The organism is Lysinibacillus sp. DFXJR4 (assembly GCF_057196045.1).
In genome coordinates this window covers 22993-39114 of record NZ_JBXUNW010000021.1, presented here as the reverse complement: position 1 = coordinate 39114, position 16122 = coordinate 22993, and the positions used below count along the sequence as shown (strand labels likewise).

The window sequence follows — 16122 nt, the reverse complement described above, 5'->3', positions numbered from 1 at the left end:
CGCCGCTAAAACCTCTGCTTGCGCCACTTAACTTGTGAAAATCGCCACTAAAACTCATAATTCCGCCGCTAACAAACAAAACTTTTGCTAATCAGACACAGAAAGCCTCTTCAATATAACAAATTGATTCACACTTTCCTTTGAAAGATGTATACTATAATGCAGAACAAAAATGTATGATACATTTACAGAACATATATAACTACTCGTTTTTGATAACGGAAGGAAGAATAGAGAATGACAAAATCAATTTGTGTCGTTGGACTTGGCTATATCGGTTTACCAACGGCTGTAATGTTTGCCAACCACGGCATAAAAGTACATGGGGTGGACGTAAACCCAGCAGCAGTAAAAAGTATTCAAGATAAAAAACTTCATATAGAAGAAAATGGCCTGCAGGAGCGTTTGAACAAAGCCGTTGATGAAGGTTTCCTTACAGCATCAACAACGCCTCAGGAAGCAGATGTATTTATCGTTGCGGTTCCATCGCCGATTAATCCTGACAATACAGCAAATTTAGAATATGTACGTCAAGCTACAGCTTCAATCGTGCCATACTTGAAAAAAGGCAACCTTGTAATTCTTGAATCAACAGTACCTCCGAAAACAGTGGAACATGTGATGCTGCCTGAACTAATCAAGGCAAATCTTGAATTTGGTGTGGATTTATTTGTATCTCACTCCCCAGAACGTGTAATTCCAGGTCGCATTTTCGAGGAATTAGTGAACAACGACCGTATCGTTGGTGGTATTGATGAACAATCTGCACTAATGACAAAAGAGCTTTATCAAACATTTGTTAATGGAACAATCCACCTAACAGATGCAACAACAGCTGAGCTTGTGAAAGTAATGGAAAACACTTATCGTGATGTGAATATTGCATTTGCTAATGAGCTAGCAAAATTAGCAGAGAAACTGGACGTTAATATTTGGGAGGCGATTAAATTCGCAAACTACCATCCACGTGTGAATGTCCACTTCCCAGGACCAGGTGTAGGGGGTCACTGTATTGCTGTTGACCCATGGTTCTTAGTAGAGCTTGGGGGCGAGCAGGCACAAATTATTCATCTATCACGTAATACGAATGATAGTATGCCGAGCTTTACAGCACAACAAACACAGGCTATCTTAAATCAAAACAAAATTGCTGGTGGAAAAGTGGCAGTACTTGGACTAGCCTTCAAAGGAAATGTCGATGATATGCGCGAAAGCCCATCAACAATTGTTATTGAAGAATTACAAAACCTTGGATTAGAGGTTATTTCATACGATCCACATATTAAAGAGAACAAGCATGCTACACAAACACAAAGCTTACAGGAAGCAACTAAAGATGCAGATATCATTGTGGTTCTAACAGATCATAATGAATTCAAGGCATTAAATGCTGCGGATATCACAGCACAATCAAAAATCGTCTTCGATACGAAAAATTGCTTAAACCGTGAAAAATGGGAGGATGCAGGCTTCCAGTTCCACCTATTAGGAGATGCGAAAAACCGATGAAGGAAACAGTACTTGGCATAAACGTCAATACAGAAGGCTACGATGAATTAATGGAATTGGCATTTGAACGCATTGAAAAAAAGCAAAAGGCGCTTGTCGTTGCCATCAACCCAGAAAAAATCATTAAAGCAAAAGAGGACCCTGCTCTCAAGAAACTTCTAAACGAAGCGGAATTTCAAATTCCTGATGGCATAGGTGTTATACTTGCCTCAAAGATCCAAAAAGGGCAAATACGTGAACGCGTTACAGGTGTTGATATGATGATGAAGCTGTGCGAGGAAGCGTCAAAACGAGGCAAGCCTATTTTCCTTTATGGTGGCAAGCCTGGTGTGGCAGATGCAGCTAAAGCAAAGCTAGAATCATTATTTCCTTCTATTAAAATAGTCGGCACACAGGACGGCTATGAAAAAAATGAACAAAAGGTAATCGACCGTATTAACGAAGCACAGCCTGATTTACTTTTTGTTGCAATGGGCAGTCCCAAGCAGGAAAATTGGATAAACGCAAATCGAGATCAATTGCATCCGACTATTTATCAAGGTGTGGGGGGATCATTTGATGTACTCGCAGGCACAGTGAAGCGAGCACCAGAAATTTTCCAGAAATTTGGCCTTGAATGGTTTTACAGATTATTGAAGGAACCCAAGCGTATCAAGCGTCAAATCGCTCTTCCATTATTTTTATTGGAAGTTGCTAGAAAGAAACATTAGTAATTTTTGAAAATTGGTATTGTCGTTTTAGAATGAAAGTGTTAGACTGTATGTGTATAGGAATTTCCTCTATGAAATAAATAGAATTCCCTGCAAGGAAACAACGGTTGGTAGCCCAAGCGAAAAAAGCTCAAGCATTTATATGCTTGAGCTTTTTTCGTGCTTTAATATGTGCAACACTAGAATTTTTGAACATTTATTGATAGGGTATCAGAATTTTGTTGGAAAAGTTGCGTAATATCACTTGAAAAAATAGCGCAAATAGATAACAATGGTAAAAGAGAGTTGTGTGTCCTTATTTTTCCGGAAACTAATTAGAAACTTTCCCAAAATATGATTGACAACTTTTAGGGATACTACTATACTTTTATGTGTAGTTGTTTATTTACTGCATTTCTATGTAGTAGAGACATAATTTTTGAACTTAGAGGAGGAAATTTTTCTATGGCTAACCAACCAAAGAAATACAAAAAATTCGTAGCTACAGCTGCGACAGCTACATTAGTAGCTTCTGCTATCGTACCAGTGGCTTCTGCTGCAGGATTCACAGATGTAGAAAACAATACTCATAAAGATGCAATCAATGCTCTTTCTGATGCTGGTATCATCAATGGATACGCTGACGGTACATTCAAACCAAACCAAACAATTAACCGTGGTCAAGTGGTTAAATTATTAGGTCGTTGGTTAGAAACTGAAGGTTATGAAGCTCCATCTGATTGGGAAACATCTCAACGCTTCAAGGATCTTCCATTAACAGCTGAAAAAGAATTAGTTAAATATGCTGCACTTGCTAAAGATGCAGGCGTATTCGCTGGTTCAAACGGCAACTTAAATTACACACAAAACATGCAACGTCAACAAATGGCAGTTGTATTAGTACGTGCTATCAACGAAATCTATGACTTAGATTTAATTGCTGAGTACAAAGAAGCTGGATTCAAGAGCGAAATCTCTGACCTAGGTGCTGCTTACTCTGCTGAACAACGTGAAGCTATCACTGCTTTAGAATATGCTGAGCTTACAAATGCTGCTAACCTACCTGGTAAAGCATTCAAACCAGCTGATTCAATCACTCGTGGTCAATTTGCTTCATTCCTATACCGTACAATCAACCTTGATATCGCAGTAGATGTAGACGCTACTGTTAAAGCTATCAACAACACAACTGTTGAAGTAACATTCGATGAAGAAGTTGGAAACATCAAAGATCTTGACTTCAAAATTGAAGGTTTAGAAGTTAAAAATGCTGCTGTAAAACAATCTAACAAAAAAGTTGTTGTTTTAACTACAGCTGCTCAAGAAGTAGGTAAAGAATACACTGTAACTTTAAACGGTGAAGAAATTGGTAAATTCAAAGGTGTAGAAGCTGTAATTCCAACTGCTATCGACATCGTTGAAAAATCTCAACAAGAGGTTGTAGGTAACCAAGTAACTGTTAAAGCTAAAGTAACTGTTGCTGAAGGTCAATCTAAAGAAGGTATTCCTGTAACATTCAACATCATCAATAACTATGGTGATAATAGCACAGGTACACTAAACCAACCAATCATTGCTGAATCAACAACAAATGCAGATGGTGTAGCAACTTATACTTACACTCGTTATGCACAAACTAGCCAACAAATCGCTTCTTCTGATGAAGTACAAGCATACTCAACTGGTAAAGCTTCAGTACGTTCATTTGCAAAAGTATACTGGGCATCTATTAAACCATTAACAATTACTGAATTAACAACAGGTAACTCAGTAAATAATGGCGCTAAAAAGCAATATAAAATTAAAGCTGCTCTATACCACACAGAAGGCTATACTGCTGCATTCACAGAAAATGGTCAAGTATACCCAGCAGGTAACTACGTAAATATTGCTTACAAAGAAAATATTGATGTAGCACCTGATAAAGCAGTAAAAACTGTAGATGTAATTGATGCGTATGGTAAAAACTTAGGTTATCCAGCTCAATTTACAACATCTTTAGGTGATCAAAACCAAGGTATTAAAGTTGTGAAAATTCCAGTTGATAAAAATGGTGAAGCAATCGTTACATTAACAGGTAGCAATGCTGACGTTACGCCAATCGTGTTTGTGGATAATAAAGAGAACCCACAAAATGCAACAGGTAACCGTGGTCGTTTCAACCCAACTGAATTATTTGCAGAGGCACCAAAATTAACATTCGGTAAAATCCAAAACTTACAATTAACTTTAGATTCAGTTGGAACTGAATATGCAGCTGCTTACATTGGTAGCTTAAATTCAAATGTTTCAACATATACGTATGAAAATGCAGCTGGCGACAAATTATACCGTGATGGAGCAGGACACCTAGCTATTCTTGCAAATAATGCGACACTTCCAGCTAATGCAACTTTAATTAACCAAAATAGTCCATTACGTGCAGGTGAAATTGTACCAGCAGGATTCACTCAAAAATTCGTTAATACTAACGTTACAGTTCCAGGATTTAACAGTCTTTTCTCAGCTACAAAATCAGTTCACACATACTACAATATTCCTAACGGTGACTCAGCTTCTAAACAATTAGCTGACGCTCTATTCAATGCAGGTGGACGTGATTATAAAGCTGTATTAAAAGATGAAAAAGGTAATCTTGCACCAACTGGAACACAAGTACGCGTATCTGTAGAAATTGGTTCTGGTGTGAAAACAAATAGCGGTCCTGTTTATTTAGTAGATAAAAATTCTAACTCAATTCACCGTCTAACTGAGAATGCATATAATGCAGATAAAGTAGTTGCTAACCTAGCTACTAACGCAAAAGGTGAAGTAGCATTCACTTTAATTGGTGCAAAAGATGCATACGCAACACCAACTGTATTCACTGAAACAGGCGATAAAGCTGGATTAGATAAAAACGATTTACAACAAGTTGGTGGCATTGCTTACTTTGGTGATGCAATTGTTAAATCAGCTACTTTAACTGTAGATGGTAAAGATGAAAAAACTGTAAGTGTTGGAGATTTAGCTGCGTTCACATATCAAACAGTGGATCAAAACAACAAACCATATAACACTTACAATCAATCAAATCTACGTGTAACATTCCAATTCACATCTACATTTGCTGGTGCTGAAGTATATGCAGCAAAAGATGTTGTTAATGGTAAATTAGTTGCTGGTGCACAACCAATTGGTTATGTAAATATGGGTAGCGCTAATACGTCTCCATTCCCAATTGATGCTGTTGATGGTAAAGCAACAGTCTATGTAAAAGCAACACGTGGTACAACAGTAACTGCAACTGCAAGTGCTAATACTCCATCATTACCACAAAACTTAACAGCTTCAGCTGTATTTAACTTAAGCAATAATGAAGGTGTACAACCAGGAGTACCTGTAACTGGTAAAGTTATCGCAACAGATCTTGAAAACAACCGTTTATTACTATTATTAAATGATGGTGTAACAGTTCGTGATGTTGACTATAGCGGAGCAAATACTAAGTTCTATGAAAGTGGATCTTTAGTTGATATTTCTGAAACAACTTTTGAAAGTAATCCAACTGTAAAATTATTAGGTAAAGAAGTAACATTCACACTTGCTAAAGATTCAACACCAACAACTGTGAAAAACTCTGGCGTAACATCTGCTATTCAATTTAAAGATGGTGCGAAAATCCATTTAACAAACCCTAACGCTTCTTATGATTTTGCTAGTGCATATTCAAATGCTACACCTTCAGTGCCAACTCAAGGTTTAGTAGGAAGTTCAACTAAAAAAGTTGACATTTATATAAATGCAGATAACGTTACAGTTAAAAATGCAGATGTATTTGGTACTTTAACTGTTGGTGGTCAAGGTTCATCTTCTGATTACCAAAATCAAAAAACTGTACGTAAATTTACAGCAGATAACGTTAAATTAAATGGTAACGCGTATGTTCACACAGACGCTAAAGAAACATTTAACCTTATTAATGGATCAGTATTTGAGCGTGTATTCTTAGAAAAAGCTGAACGTGTAAATATTCTTGCATCAACTATTAAAGAATTAATTGTTAAAGTAAGTGGTACTGAAGTTACTGGTAACGGTACTGGTATTATTGACTTTATTACAACTATTGGTTCTGTGAATGGACCTACAATTGGAAATAATGTTTTAAGTAATACACCAGTTATTACAACTGAAACATTAACATCAGTAGTTACAACTTCAGGCGATACAATTACTTTAACTTTTGTAACTGGCTCTAACTTAACAAATAATGATATTTCAGTAACTGATGGTACAACTACAGGTAGTGGCACTGTAAGTGTTACTTCAGGTGATGCTGCAACTGTAACATTTACATCTCCAGTTGCTGGTAAAACTTTATATGTAGCACTTACAAAAAATGGTGTTACTAAAGAATACTCATTAGTAGTGAATCCAACTATTGGTGGTTCAAGTACTATTACACGTAAATACTAATTTTCAAATACTATTTTTGAATCTAGTATCTAAATTAAAAAAGGCTCTATAGAGATATTTCTCTATAGAGTCTTTTTGCATGAAATATTCATATGTATAAGTTATGAAAAGTTATTAAATTCTATAAAATCTTTTTTTAGGCATGATATTAAAAATAATCTCTTTGTGTCGCTTTTTCTATATAATTTATAGTCATATTATAAAATAATAGGCAATACTAATGGTGATGTATGTTGTTATACATACAAATGGATACTCTTTTTTATGAAAAGTAAAAATATTTCTATTGAATCTTTCGTGGGCAAAGAAAAGAAAGTGGGTTATAGTAACTATTTTTATGACAGAGTAAGAAGAGGGGGTGATTAGATTTTAGTTAGTGGATATTCAATTAATTTGCTGGTATTTATTAAAACAACAAAATATAACGAAACTTAGATCATTTAAATTTTTTTGCAATTCATAATTCTTGATTGCTTGTAACCTCCGTTCGGAACAAATAATTTTATTTAAGTACACTTAATTTCAAATAAATTCTCTTAAAAGTAACAATATCTATTATTAACTGGTAGTCTACCCTACATGTGGATGCTATTTTATAGTATAATAACCATATGCGAAAAAATGACAAAGTGTGAGAAGGGTAGAGTTACAATGACATTTACTGAACCAATTAGAAAATATATATTATCGGGCTTGGTGGCATTTGTTGTAATTGGTCTAATTGTGGCAAATGTGATGGCCAATAAGCAAGATGACAAATTTAAAATAAATGAAGCCTTATATACACAAGCTATTCAGCTCCAATCGACTGGTGACCTAGCTGGATCAGCAGACGCCATTAAAAAAGTTCTGAAAAAAGAGCCTAATTCAGAGATGGCAAATTATGCAGCAGCTTTAATCTTTGCACAAAATGGCGATATGAAGCCAGCCGCAATTCATATGCAAAAAGTCTTAGATATTAACCCACATAAGGTGGAAGATCCAACATTTATGATTCAATTAGGAGAAATTTTTGTAGGTGCAGAGAGATTTGAGGAAGCTAAAACTGTTCTCTTACGCTGCCAAGAATCTGCTTGGGCACCAGAAGATATCCCTAATTATCAGGAGCAGATAACAACATTGCTAGCCCATATAGAAAATTCGCAATTAAAGGAAGGTACTAAAAATGAGTAAGTTCTACGAAAAAGTCGCCTATCGTGATACTGAAGAAGATATACAATCTCAAAAATCTGTAGACAAATGGATTTTTGGGCTACTTCTTATTGTCATCGGAATTGTACCTTTAATCGTTATGGCGAGCGTAGTTGAGGTTCAATCACCAATGATAACTAATGTAAGTGCACTAACAGGTGGAACAAAGGGTGACCTTTTTACGCACTATAAAGCGTTAGCTGTATTAGTTATAACAGTATTAGCAGGGATTATGTTCTTGGCCAAAATTTTATTTATGAACGGTAAAGTTCGAAAAACTAAACTAAATTATGCAATAGGAGCATTTGCTGTAGCAATTGTGTTATCAACAATTTTTTCACCAAACATTTCTATTGCATTGCATGGTCAATACAATCGTACTGATGGTGCAATTAGTTGGTTATGTTATTTAGCGTTATTCTTTATTGCGATGAATATCGACTATCCAAAAAAAGTATTAAACTATGTTTTATATTCTTTATATCCGTTTGTAGTAATTAACTTATTTATTATTACAATGAATTTCTATGGAAATGATTTATTACAAAAGGCAGCAGTTAAAAAATTAGTTATGGCATTTTTACCTGTCGGAGCAAATATTGGTGAAGGCTCTATTCTGGTAGGTACGTTAAACCAGTGGAACTATATGAGTGGTATGTTTGCCATTATGACTGTTATGTTTTTGGCAGCAGCAGCTTTAGAGAAAAGTATTGGACGAGCAATAGGACATTTAGTGATTGCAGTTATGTCTGTTGCGGTTATGCTAATGTCTCTTTCGACTAGTGGGTTTTTAACAGTTTCTGCGATGGTGCTCGTTATACTTTTGGCAGCATTTAGATTTGAGAAGAGAGTGCAAAGCTTTGCAATAATTGTAGTCTTTTTAGTTGCAAGTGCACCTGTGTTTCATGTGCTGGCTAGTAAGGATGCTCGTGTTTGGACGGAATCGGTTGGTTTTGTCTTGAAATCAAATCCGTATGTTAAGGAAGAACCCGCACCAGCGATAAGCCTAATTAATAATATAGAATTTGACTGGATGACGAAGGCGTTTGCTGAAAGGAAATTTGAATTACCTGTTTTACCAGAAAGAGCATTAGGAGCAGGTTCAGGACGAATTTATATTTGGACTAAAACTGTAGATTTGGTAAAAGAAAGACCATTATTTGGTTATGGATTTGATACATTTATGTATAACTTTCCTCATTTTAATATTGATGCACGTGCAAGCATGTGGGAGGAAAATACTATTACAGATAAACCACATAGCATTTATATTGGCTGGTTATACGGTACAGGAATAATAGGTTTTTTATGTGCAATCGTATTATTGGTCATGTCATTATTTTATCCATTAAAGGTTGTTATTAAAAGTAATCAATCTATAATTTGGATACTAGGAATAGCTTGGGGTGCTTATTTAATACAGGCATTATTTAATGATAGCTTGCCAGGGACATCAGCTGTAATGTGGGCTATTGCGGGTATTGTACTAGCAATGACATTTAAAAATAAGGAGCAGTTAAATGGAAGATACGATTGAATTACGAGAGTTACTAGAGATTGTTTGGAAGGGAAAAGCTGTTATTGTAGTATGTACAATTGTATGTATGCTTTTAGCAGGAATTGCAAGCTGGTTTGTATTAGATGAAAAATATGAATCAAAGGCTGTTGTACAAGTAGCAAGTGCTGTGCAAGATACAGGAATTATGGCTAACTATGTAGCGACGGAATTTACACCAACTATTTATGCACAACGTATTCAAAATAAACCAATTATGAAGCAGGCATTAAGTGAAGCAGGCATTAAAATAATTTACAATGAAAAAAATTTAGTTGCAACAGTGGATGCGGACCCTACTAAAAGCCTAGTTGAATTAAATTTTACTTCTAGTTCACCAAAAGAAGCTCAACAACAATTGCAAATTTTAATGGAAGCAACGAAACAAAAGATGAATGAATCTGTACAGAATACCTTGCAAGATTTGGAAGTGAACTATAATACAAAATCAACTACTTTAACTAAAGAAATTGATGGTATTATTGAACAATATAACAAAATAATCCTTGAGAATAATTTGCCAGAGCTGTTAATATTGCAAACAATTCTAAATACAGAAATTACATTAAATATCTCTGAAGAACAAACAAAGGCTTTAGCTAATGTAACGGGAAGTTTACAAAATCAATTATTACAAATGCAGGCTCAAATACAAACAAAATCAGAAGAATATCGAAAAGCACTGGCTGACTATCAGTCGGTTAAATCAGGTTTAGATAGTTTTAAACCAGATCCATTTATTCGAGTAATCGCAGAGCCAACATTACCTGAAGGACCTTCTTCACCAAACAAAGTGTTGAATTTAGCAATTGGTTTTATGGTTGGTATGATGCTTGGGCTAGGTTTAGTATTTTTCAGACATTATTGGAAGAATAGTGCAGTAGTTAAATAGATATAAGAGAGGTCAGCTTTGAATGAGTTATCGAATGCGTTATATGCTATTTTTTATCATTGACTCCTGTATAGTGTTATCAGCTATATTTATGAGTTATTGGCTATTAAATCCAACGATCAAAGGCTATTCTGATAAAGTTATTTTAGTTAGTGCTGTAACGCTATTAGTTAGTCATCATATTGCCGCATACTTTTTTCATCTCTATAATCGAATGTGGAGTGTTGCATCTGTTCGAGAGCTATTAACAATTGCCTATGCCGTTACAATATCTGTTGCAACTGCTAGTGGCATACAATATTTAATTAAAAACGATGTATATGTTCGTATTATGGCAATTACTTGGATGTTACACATTATTATGATTGGTGGCTCTCGCTTTTTTCTACGTGTTTTAAATGATCGAGAATCATTTCAGAATACAGCGAATCTCAAGCGAGTTCTAATTGTAGGGGCAGGGCAAGGTGGGACAATGCTTGTTAGAAATTTATTACATGTTCCGAACCCAGATCGATTACCTATTATATTTGTTGATGATGATGTCAGCAAACAGCAACTTAAAGTAATGAATGTAACTGTGGCTGGTACAACTAAGGATATTTCGAGACTTGTAGTTAAACATGGAATTGATGAAATCATAATCGCTATCCCTTCGCTTGGTCGTATTGGTATAAAGAGTATTTATGAAGATTGTGCAGAAACTAATCTTCCTGTAAAAATCATGCCTAGTATTGAGGATGTAATGACAGGTAAAGTGGCAGTCAATGAAATGAAAGAGGTTCAAATTGAAGATTTACTTGGACGAGATGAAGTAAAGCTTGATATGGTCGCAATTTCTAATAAGTTGACACATAAAGTTATTCTGGTGACAGGTGCAGGAGGATCAATTGGTTCTGAAATATGTCGTCAAGTGATGAATTTCCAACCGAAGCGACTTATCCTTTTAGGACACGGGGAGAATTCCATTTATACAATTCATATGGAACTACAACAAAGAAGTTCAGGTTTTACAGAGTTAGTGCCAATTATTGCTGATATTCAAGACAGTGAAAGAATCTTTGAAGTAATTGAACATTATAGGCCTGATGTAGTCTATCATGCTGCAGCACATAAACATGTGCCATTAATGGAATATAATCCACATGAGGCTGTTAAAAATAATATATTTGGGACGAAAAATGTTGCGGAAGCATCCCACCAGTTTAATGTTGGTAATTTTGTAATGATTTCTACAGATAAGGCAGTAAACCCTCCGAATGTTATGGGAGCTACAAAACGTATAGCTGAAATGGTAGTTCAGAACCTAGCAAAAGAAAGCTATACAAACTTTGCAGCTGTACGATTTGGAAATGTACTCGGATCACGAGGCTCAGTGATTCCGCTTTTCAAAAAGCAAATCGCTGCTGGTGGTCCAGTCACTGTAACACATCCAGATATGACACGTTATTTTATGACTATTCCTGAAGCCTCACGTCTTGTATTACAGGCTGGTACCCTTGGAGGGAATGGAGAAATATTTGTCCTTGATATGGGCGAACCTGTGAAGATTGTGGATTTAGCTCGTAATCTAATTCAGTTGTCTGGATTTTCAGAGGATGAGATAAAGATTGAATTTACGGGGTTGCGTCCTGGTGAAAAGATGTTTGAAGAACTACTTAATAAAGAAGAAATTCAAGAGGAACATATATTTCCAGGTATTCATATTGGAAAGGCAAATCCTTTAATTAATACAGAATTAAAAGAAGTGCTTAACTCTCTTATAACATTAAGAGAGGAAGAAATGAAAATATTACTTATTAATATTGCGAATAACCAACAATTTATATTAAAAAAGGAACATGTTTAATGAATCAAATAAGGTTGGGTGCTATACTTTCGTACATCTCAATTTTCTTAACATTTATTGTAGGCTTAATATATACACCAATATTAATACGGTGGCTTGGTCAATCAGATTATGGATTATATTCCTTAGTTCTATCCGTTGCAGCATATTTGAGTCTTTTAGATATGGGGTTAGGAGACGCGATTGTTCGTTATGTTGCTCGGAATAGAAGGACGGGAGATTTTAAATCAGAGTCTAATCTAGTTGGTCAGTTTTTAAAGTTTTATGGTTTTATAAGCTTACTAACAGTAGTTGTAGGTTTTTTAATTTATAATAAAGTACCTAATATATTTCAAAATGGATTAACACCTAGCGAAATTACGACAGCTCAGAAAATGATAATTATTTTAATAATTAATTTTGCACTATCATTTCCACTGAATGTATATAGCTCAGTAATGCAAGCACATGAACGATTTCTTTTTTTAAAAACAAATAATATTATTCGGATTATCTTAGTTCCAATATTAAGTTTAATTGCGTTATGGTTAGGCGGCGGATTAATTACAATGGTTATTATAACAACTATTGTAAACCTCAGCCTATTATTCGCTGCATTTGTCTACTGTAAAATTAATTTGAAACTTAAAGTCTCATTTGTACCTTTAGAAAAAAAATTAAAGAAAGAGATATATGTATATTCTTCCCTTATTTTACTAACAGGTATTGCGGATAAGATATATTGGCAAACAGACCAAATTCTTCTGGGTATTTTAAAGGACTCTGATACTGTGGCTGTATATGCAGTGGCTATGCAATTTATAACTATATTTATTTCGCTTTCCATTGCGATTAGTAGTTTATATTTGCCTAAAATATCTATGCTTGTGTCAGAAGAGAAACATCTGGATAGATTAAATCTACTATTTGTAAATGTGGGACGGTATCAATTTATAATAATGGCTTTGGCATTTAGTGGGTTTATATTATTTGGAAAAGAGTTCATTGCATTATGGGTAGGAGCTCCCTATAAAGAAGCATACTTTATAGTAATAATTATAATGATTCCTTTCTTTTTTGAATTGATACAAAATATTGGCCTAATAATACTGAAAGCAAAGGGTCTTTATGCTTTTAGGACAATAAGTTTATTGGTATTTTCTTTATTAAATATATTGATTTCTATACCTATTATTAATATATATGGGAGTAAGGGAACTGCAATTGTAACTGCCATATCCTTAGCTATCGGTAATGTGATAATTCTTAATATATATTATAGAATTAAAATTAAATTAGATTTATGGTTATATTGGAAAAATATGATTGAGATGATTTATCCAGTGATTTTCCTTGTATTTATTATATATATTTTAAAAGTTAAGTTATTAAATCTAAATAACTACTTTTTACTAGCAATAACTATAATAGTTTATTGTTTTGTTTATCTTTTTGTCTTGTGGTTATTTTGTTTGAATAGCGAGGAGAAAAATAAAATTTTTGTTATAATTGATAAATTTAGAAGGTTATTTCGTAGACAATAGTAGAATTATTAAATTCTACTAATAATATTAGGAGATAATCGATCTTTTATAGTGATGTAAGACTGTTTATTTTTTGATAAAAATATTTTATCTATTTCGAGGAGAACTTAATGAAGAGGTTACTTGAATTGTATTCTTTTTTCGTTTACTTAAAGAGGAAAATTTTAAATAAATACATGAAAATATCAATTTTAGAAGACGATGTAACTATTAGTAAAATAACTAATGAAAAACTATCAATGGCTAGATTTGGAGATGGTGAATTAAAATTAATAATAGACAAATCAGGAATAGGTTTTCAAAATAGTTCTTCAATTCTTAGTAAAAGACTTGAAGAGATTCTATTGCAAAAAGAAAATGAAAAAATACTAATTGGCATTCCTAAAATATTAAAAGAAGATAAAGAATATACTTTACATGCCCGGCTATTTTGGGCACCATTTATTGTGAAAAGATATTCATCGATATCAAAACTAATGACAAAAGAGAAGGTTTATTGTAATGCTAGTATTACTAGACCATATATAGATTATATTGATAAGAGTAAATCAGAAGGAAGATTTAAAGACTTAAAAAAATTATGGGAAAATAGAAATGTTTTAGTTGTTGAAGGCGATAAAACTCTCTTTGGAGTAGGGAATGATTTGCTAGATAACACCAAAAATACTACTAGGATAATATGCCCTTCTATAAATGCGTTTGAAAAATATGATGATATTTATGACTCTGTAACAAGTAATGCAGAAGTTGATTGCCTAATATTAATTGCATTAGGACCAACTGCAACTATTTTGGCGTATGATTTGTCTTGTGTAGGTTATCAAGCTTTAGATATAGGACATATAGATATAGAATATGAGTGGTTTAAAAAAAATACTAACAAAAAAGTAGCTATTGAGGGGAAAAATGTTAATGAAGTGAATGGTAAGAATAATGAAAGTGACTTAAATGTAATCAATGAATCATATGAAAAATCTATTTTATTGAAAATACAATAAGATTTCCTTTGTATACATTTAAGTGAATTAATAGGATATTAATGGGATGGGTTTTGATGATACAGAATCAAAATTACATTGACATTTTTTCTATTATATGATTCAATTAAACGTTAAATTTCATCGGAGTAAAGTATTAATTCTGATTAAAATTAATCGTAGACTTATAACAATAAAAAAATAATTTATTTATCATGCTTTACTAGAAAGTAATGGTAGAAAGGGACTGCGATGAGAAAGGCATTTTTATTAATATTTATTTTCCTAGTCTTGTGTGCCGACTTAAAAGTGACCGTTTTTCCATATATACATTGGGTAGCATGGGGAGTGTTGTTATTTCCTTTCATGATAAGTGATTTTTTCAAGAAAGGCTTTGTAGTTAGCCCATTTTTTGGAGGGGGGCTAATCGTTTTCTTTGTAGGTTGTATAAGTAGCTTTATAAATGGTGCTTCTTTAGAAACTTTAATTCAGGTTATTAAATTTTTTCTTATTTTTTTGACATTATATCACTTTCTTTATTATATCAAAATTGAATGGGCAAAAATTTTTAATGTAATTAATATGGCTGTAGTAATAAATTCTTTATTCTTACTACTAGGGCTTATAGGCGTTACGAATGTAGCACACCTAATGACCAGTGATGGAAGATGGGGTACTTTTCTTGCATATCCAGGTTCTTTGGTTAAAATCGGAACATATGGTTTATACTTAAATATAATGAAAATACTTTTGATAAAAGGTAATCATAAACTTATTTCAATTTTTTTAATACTTTTAAGTATATTTATTATGTATATGGATGGATCTAGAACTGGAATGTTATTAACATTTATCACAGGGGTTGTAATTTTACTTTTATATTCTGTAGTGAACTTTAGAAATAAAATAAAATCTGTCATGATTCCATTTGTAATCACTGTACTTTTTTTAGGCTTATTTATAATCATGGTCCCATATTTATTAAAATCAAGACTAGGGAATAGTATTTCTAATCTGATAAATTCTACCTCATTGGCTCAGGGAATGGAGTCGATAGATTCGATCCGATATATAATGCTTAAATCGGCAATTAATAAAATCCACGATAACCCTTATATCGGCACGGGTGCTTTTACAACTACTGGAATGCATGAAGATGGTAGTAATATGGTGGTTCATAATACATATCTTCAGTTGTGGGGGGATTTTGGTTTTTTAGGCCTGTTAGGGATGATATCCATCTATTTTGGATGGTTAGTCTTAATGCCTAGAATAATGGTGAAATTGAAATTAGTTAATGATAATTATGAAAAAGCAATTGCATGCAGTTCAATAATAATGTTGATTTATTTTGTATTAAATGGACTATTTCATCCTTATAGTACAGAATTTTCGGAATGGATAACATTCATTATACCTTTAGCATATGTTTATAATTTTTACAAAGGTTCCATTCAGAAAGGGATGACACATAACAAATGAAGA

10 protein-coding genes are annotated in these 16122 nt (G+C 33.5%); all 10 read left to right on the top strand.

The window, feature by feature from the left end; all coding sequences use genetic code 11:
- The first annotated feature begins 237 nt into the window (after positions 1-237).
- The 10 genes from AC2CGN_RS23205 (at position 238) to AC2CGN_RS23160 (ending at position 16119) form a co-directional block, all read left to right on the top strand.
- Positions 238-1509, top strand: coding sequence for a nucleotide sugar dehydrogenase (locus AC2CGN_RS23205; RefSeq protein WP_484516524.1), 1272 nt, complete (start codon positions 238-240; stop codon positions 1507-1509).
- Positions 1506-2219 (top strand): WecB/TagA/CpsF family glycosyltransferase, encoded by a 714-nt coding sequence (locus AC2CGN_RS23200; RefSeq protein ID WP_286925023.1) that lies wholly within the window; start codon positions 1506-1508, stop codon positions 2217-2219. The genes AC2CGN_RS23205 and AC2CGN_RS23200 overlap by 4 nt, the downstream gene beginning before the upstream one ends.
- A gap of 444 nt (positions 2220-2663) precedes the next feature.
- Positions 2664-6653, top strand: a complete 3990-nt coding sequence (locus AC2CGN_RS23195; RefSeq protein ID WP_484516522.1) for an S-layer homology domain-containing protein — start codon at positions 2664-2666, stop codon at positions 6651-6653.
- A 621-nt stretch (positions 6654-7274) separates the two neighbouring features.
- Complete coding sequence (locus AC2CGN_RS23190; protein ID WP_484516520.1) at positions 7275-7826, top strand: tetratricopeptide repeat protein; 552 nt, start codon at positions 7275-7277, stop codon at positions 7824-7826.
- Positions 7819-9381, top strand: a complete 1563-nt coding sequence (locus tag AC2CGN_RS23185) for an O-antigen ligase family protein (RefSeq protein ID WP_484516518.1) — start codon at positions 7819-7821, stop codon at positions 9379-9381. The genes AC2CGN_RS23190 and AC2CGN_RS23185 overlap by 8 nt, the downstream gene beginning before the upstream one ends.
- Positions 9365-10291 (top strand): Wzz/FepE/Etk N-terminal domain-containing protein, encoded by a 927-nt coding sequence (locus AC2CGN_RS23180; RefSeq protein WP_484516516.1) that lies wholly within the window; start codon positions 9365-9367, stop codon positions 10289-10291. The genes AC2CGN_RS23185 and AC2CGN_RS23180 overlap by 17 nt, the downstream gene beginning before the upstream one ends.
- A 22-nt stretch (positions 10292-10313) precedes the next feature.
- Positions 10314-12137 carry a polysaccharide biosynthesis protein gene (locus AC2CGN_RS23175; protein WP_484516515.1) on the top strand — a complete coding sequence of 608 codons (1824 nt, stop codon included), beginning with the start codon at positions 10314-10316 and terminating at the stop codon, positions 12135-12137.
- On the top strand, positions 12137-13660 hold the full coding sequence (locus AC2CGN_RS23170) for an oligosaccharide flippase family protein (protein WP_484516513.1): 1524 nt from the start codon (positions 12137-12139) through the stop codon (positions 13658-13660). Before AC2CGN_RS23175 ends, AC2CGN_RS23170 begins: the two co-directional genes overlap by 1 nt.
- 176 nt (positions 13661-13836) lie before the next feature.
- Entirely contained in the window at positions 13837-14658 is an 822-nt protein-coding gene (locus AC2CGN_RS23165; RefSeq protein ID WP_484516511.1) for an SP_1767 family glycosyltransferase, read from the top strand.
- Positions 14659-15003: 345 nt separating this feature from the next.
- The gene (locus AC2CGN_RS23160) at positions 15004-16119 is read left to right on the top strand and encodes an O-antigen ligase family protein (protein ID WP_484516509.1); all 1116 of its coding nucleotides are present in this window, start codon (positions 15004-15006) and stop codon (positions 16117-16119) included.
- The last annotated feature ends 3 nt before the right edge of the window (positions 16120-16122 follow it).